This window comes from Hungatella sp. (assembly GCF_046966825.1).
On sequence record NZ_JBKVCZ010000210.1, the window covers coordinates 2,572 to 7,337 of the forward strand.

The following is a 4,766-nucleotide window of genomic DNA, read 5'->3' on the forward strand; positions in this document are numbered from 1 at the left end:
CAGCGTTATCATATTGATGGCCAGCAACCTTCGCGGCCAGCGTTATCATATTGATTGTCATCAACCTATACGGCCAGCGTTATCATATCGGTTATTATCATGATCGTCTTCAACCTTCGCGGCCAGCGTCTTCATGTTGGCCATGGTCGTCGTCACGATCGTCTTCATCGTCACGATCATCTTCATCGTCACGATCATCTTCATCGTCACGATCATCTTCATCGTAACGATCATCTTCATCGTCACGATCAACGTCATCATCATGATCATCATCATACTTCCCGCCTGCCGCCTCACTCTCCGCCATCCGATCCAGCTCATCCTCCAGCCATTCAAGCCTGTCGCTTCGGTACCAGTCATTAACGTGGTCAAGCTTATCTTCCAGGGCATCCAGAGAGATGCCCTCGTCCTTTGCGTAAGCCACCAGATCGCTGATCCGCATATTCGCCAGCTGATTGGCCGTCACACTGTCATCCTTTGCCAGAATCTTTTCGATCAGGGCCATACGTCCGGCGGATATGTGGTGTTCCTCCGCCAGCTTCTTTAATTCCTTCGTCAAGCTTACATGCTGATCCAGAACACGGCCTTCGATTTGACATTCCTCCAGATAGTCTGCAAGATGGTGGTTCACATTTTTAACCGTGGTTTCTGAGGCCGAACCGGACTTTACGGTCAGCAGGATATCATTTTTGTCCTTGTTGGTAAAATATCCCCCCTGGTCCAGCAGATCGACCACATCTTCCAGGACATAGTCGAGGTTCCTGTCCTTCATGCGATACCCCTGTAACAGTTTTTTTCCGTCTTCGTTCGTCCCCTTTAGAGAAACGACCTGATTCAGCCTGTTCGCCTTCAATTCGATGCTTGGATTAATATCAAATGCCAGATACTGGCTGGGAGCCCCCAAATAAAGCCCCAATCCTCCTAAAGCTACCGTTGCAGCTGCCGCTATGGCCGCCATAAAATTTTTCTTCATATCTTTACTCCTTTCGTGTAAAACTGTTTTTTCTTCCTTTTCATCCTTACAACGGAGCAGACTTACATTTTATCGCAGCCATATGAAAATATTTAAATATTTTTTATTCCCCAGTCACTTCCCAATCTTCCGGGTTTGGCGTGACCAGATTTTTCGCTTCATAAAGCCCACACTGAACCATGTGCTCCCGGACCACCTCCAGCACATGGCAGTAGCAAAGCGAAAGCTGACGGGCAAATGCCTCTGCCTCTCCCTCAAGCAGACAATCCATTGCCTTCCGGCACCGCCGGTTCAGTTCATTGGATTGTGTGGAACCATCGCTGTAAAAACTATAGTAATATCCCCAGTGGAGCAGTCCGCTCACCTCCTGCAGTATCACCTGAAACGGTCTCAGGGAAAGGTGCTCCGCCATGGAATGCATAATCAGATCCAGCGGAACCGCTCCGGGCTGCTCTATTTTTTCCAGCAGGTCCCTGGCTTCCCCTTTCATCGATTCGGCAGTAAGCATGGCAGCAGGCCAGACCGCGACAGCCATAAACTGAAGCCCGCTCAAATAAAGCAGCGTATCATTCTTAAATACCCTGTTCTTCATGCACTGCACAGTTGCATCGTCATTGAACAGCGTCACCTGTGTTCCCCTGACATTGTATGTATGGCAGAATCCACATTTATTCAGCATGGCCACCGCTTTCCTGATCGTAGAGACAGAGACTTTGTATTCTTCGGCCAGTGCGGCCTCAGAAGGCAGAAACATCCCATCCCGGTAAGTTCCCACTCCAATCTTATCAATTAAATCACGGGTAATCTGCATGTAATAATGGTCCCTTCCCTTTTCCGGACTCCAGTAATAATAGCTTTGCCCCTCTTCCGCCGGAAATGGAACCATAACCGCCAGTTCTTCCATATACTGCTTAACATCGCCTGCGATCGCATGATACATTGTCTGAAAACACCGGCGCACTTCCTTCGGATCACCTGTATTGACCGCCTCCAGCATCCACAGCGGATCCTTATACGCCCTGTATGAAGCCGAAAATGCCGGAGACTTCCGGAATTCAAGGAAAAATGGGACACGCGCGCAGATCTCAAGGCTCGTAAACACATCCCGAAACAGCAGGTTGTCCGAAGCATCCAAAAGATTATGCAGCGCCGCCGATGAAGCCTTCCAACGGACAGCAATCTCCTTTTTGCTGCTTCGTTTTAGCTGCCGAAAGCTCAGGCTCACCTTCTCCCCGCCGCAGGATACTACGGAAAATGCGAAAAGCCGCGGCATAATCAGTTCCATCGTCCTATAGACCTCCAGAATCGTATGCCTCCGCTCCAGCACGGATCTTATGGCATGTTCCTTCTGCACCTCACGGTCCGGCTGATACGCCACGATTGAGGGCCGCCTCTCTTCGGTATGGATAAGCCCCTCTTTTTTCAATGCAGCCAGAACATCCTTTACCGTCCGGATCCCCACATGGTAATTTTCGCAGAGCTGGCTCATGGATGGCAGCGGATCTCCATATTTTAAGTATCCTGTCATAATCTGCTCTCTGAGATTTTTATATAAATATTCAAATAGTGTCCTCTTCTCTTCCATCTTATCTCCCTTTCAAAATCCCTCTTCCCAGAATCGTTTTTCTTCTCTCTGGCCTGCCTCATAATTCACAAAACCACCTTCATTATATCACATTTTCTCTCCATACTATATGCTAACGTACACAAATATTATATTGATTTCTCAAATAGGGTAAATTAAAATAAAACGGAGTATAACTATCACAATGTACTTTATAAATGGAGACAATATAGATGAAATTACGAGAACAGAAAAAACCTGATTTTCACAATCCCTTTTTCAGGAAAGGCCTGCAAATCGGAGTCCTGTCCGTAGGGATTCTTCTGGTTTTTACAATTTTAATCGGAAATGCAGCAGATCTGCGCATAGCCTTAAATCAAAGCACACAAAAATACTTAGACGACGTAACCGTACAGACCGCCCGCGATATCCACGACGCTCTGACCAATAAAATGACGAGTCTCGTCACAATATCCGATACGACTTCCCATCTGGATGAGGATTGTACCGGGGAAGAACAACTGGTGGAATTTTTACACAGAAAAGCGCAGATCCTGGAGTTTGACCCGTTAATTCTGCTGCACAGGGATGGCACCATCATTTCCTCTGACGGCGACTCCGCTCCTCCCTGGATCGCTTCCGCAGACTTCTTTCAGATTGACGGCGTTCTCGCCTCTTTTAAGGGGGAGGTAAAGGCAAATTACATAGGGGGACAAAGTATTTTTTATTCGGTCCCAATATCCAGGAAAGGCCAGATCGATGAAGTTCTCATCGGTGTAAGAAGCAAGGAGAATATGCAGGCCATGATTTCCACCAAGAACTTTGACGGCGAGATGCTCAGCTGCATCATCAACAGTAATGGGCAGGTGGTAATTTCACCCACAGACTTAAAGCCATTTCTGCAGCTGGATGATATTTTCAGGGAGAATAAGGATAAGAAGGTCGTAGATGATATTCACCAAATGCAGGAAAACATGAAAAGCAACCAAAATGGTATCTTGAAATTTACGGCGGTTACGAAGGAAAATCTGATCCTGTCCTACAATTCACTCGGCGTGAATGACTGGTTTCTGCTGACGCTCATACCTGCGAATTTTCTGTCCAGCGGCGCGGAGCGCTATATTTTGCAGTCATTTGTCATCATTGGACTGACCATACTGCTCTTCTCCCTGTTCCTGTTTTCGGTATACCGTTTCTACCACATTCACAGGAAACAGCTGGAACGTCTGGCCTTTGTGGACCCGCTTACCGGAGGTCCCAACAATGCGGCATTTCAACTGAAATACACGGAACTGGCGAAAACTATGGCTCCCGATACGTATTCCATCCTGCTGGTAAATGTCAATGGTTTTAAACTTATCAACGAACGCCTGGGCATACCGACCGGAAACCGGATTCTGGCCTACTTATACCAGGTTCTGGAACGCCAGCTCCGGCCTGCGGACGATGAATTTGCCGCCCGTGTGGAATCGGATCACTTCTTTCTGTGTCTGAAAGAACACGAACCGGAGAGACTTCAGAACCGTTTGGATGAGATGATCCGGGAAATCAACGCCTTTCGCAGCACGGATCTGCCCGCCTGCCACATGACGTTTCGGCAGGGAGCCTGCGTGGTGGATGACCCCAGTCTGGAGATCACGCTTCTGCAGGACCGCGCCAGACTGGCATGCCAGAGCCAGACTGCCGAACACAGAGAAAAATGCGCCTTTTACAACAACAGCCTGACCGAGCGCATGAAGATGGAACAGGAACTAAATGATTTATTTGACAGTTCCATAAAAAATCATGATTTTAAAGTGTATTTACAGCCGAAGATCAGGCTGGAGACTAACCGGGCGGAAGGCGCCGAGGCGCTGGTGCGCTGGATTCATCCGGAAAAGGGTGTAATCTATCCCTCGGATTTCATACCTCTGTTCGAGATGAACGGAAAAATATGCAGCCTGGATTTCTATATCTTCACACAGGTCTGCCAAACGCTGCACGCCTGGATCGCAAGCGGAAAAAATCCGATCCCTGTTTCCGTTAATTTATCGCGCCAGCATTTCCTGGAACAAAACTTTTTGAAAAAATTTGCAGATATTGCAAAAGAATACGAGATACCGCCGGGAATGATCGAGTTTGAACTGACGGAATCCATCTTCTTTGACAACCGCCAGATTAATGTGGTAAAGGAAATGATCCGCCAGATGCATCAGCTTGGATTTTTATGTTCCCTGGACGATTTTGGAT

General features: G+C 47.7%; 4 protein-coding genes. 1 reads left to right on the forward strand and 3 read right to left on the reverse strand.

Annotated features, from left to right (window positions below):
- Positions 1 to 109: 109 nt before the first annotated feature.
- The 3 genes from ACLTD4_RS32085 to ACLTD4_RS32095 all read right to left on the reverse strand — a co-directional run bounded on the left by ACLTD4_RS32085 (position 110) and on the right by ACLTD4_RS32095 (position 2,620).
- Complete coding sequence (locus ACLTD4_RS32085; protein WP_117622914.1) at positions 110 to 973, reverse strand: hypothetical protein; 864 nt, start codon at positions 971 to 973, stop codon at positions 110 to 112.
- 103 nt (positions 974 to 1,076) lie between these two features.
- A complete protein-coding gene (locus ACLTD4_RS32090; RefSeq protein WP_412331889.1) occupies positions 1,077 to 2,501 on the reverse strand; it encodes a GntR family transcriptional regulator in 1,425 nt (474 codons plus the stop codon).
- Entirely contained in the window at positions 2,498 to 2,620 is a 123-nt protein-coding gene (locus ACLTD4_RS32095; protein ID WP_270468053.1) for a hypothetical protein, read from the reverse strand. The genes ACLTD4_RS32090 and ACLTD4_RS32095 overlap by 4 nt, the downstream gene beginning before the upstream one ends.
- A gap of 150 nt (positions 2,621 to 2,770) precedes the next feature.
- Between ACLTD4_RS32095 and ACLTD4_RS32100 the strand changes: the two genes are divergently transcribed.
- Positions 2,771 to 4,766, forward strand: a 1,996-nt coding sequence (locus tag ACLTD4_RS32100; RefSeq protein WP_412331890.1) for an EAL domain-containing protein, incomplete at its 3' end; no start/stop codon positions are given.

Coding starts and splice junctions, on each gene's coding strand:
- ACLTD4_RS32085 (WP_117622914.1), bottom strand. CDS start 973: ATGAAGAAAAATTTTATGGCGGCCATAGCGGCAGCTGCAACGGTAGCT.
- ACLTD4_RS32090 (WP_412331889.1), bottom strand. CDS start 2,501: ATGACAGGATACTTAAAATATGGAGATCCGCTGCCATCCATGAGCCAG.
- ACLTD4_RS32095 (WP_270468053.1), bottom strand. CDS start 2,620: ATGAGGCAGGCCAGAGAGAAGAAAAACGATTCTGGGAAGAGGGATTTT.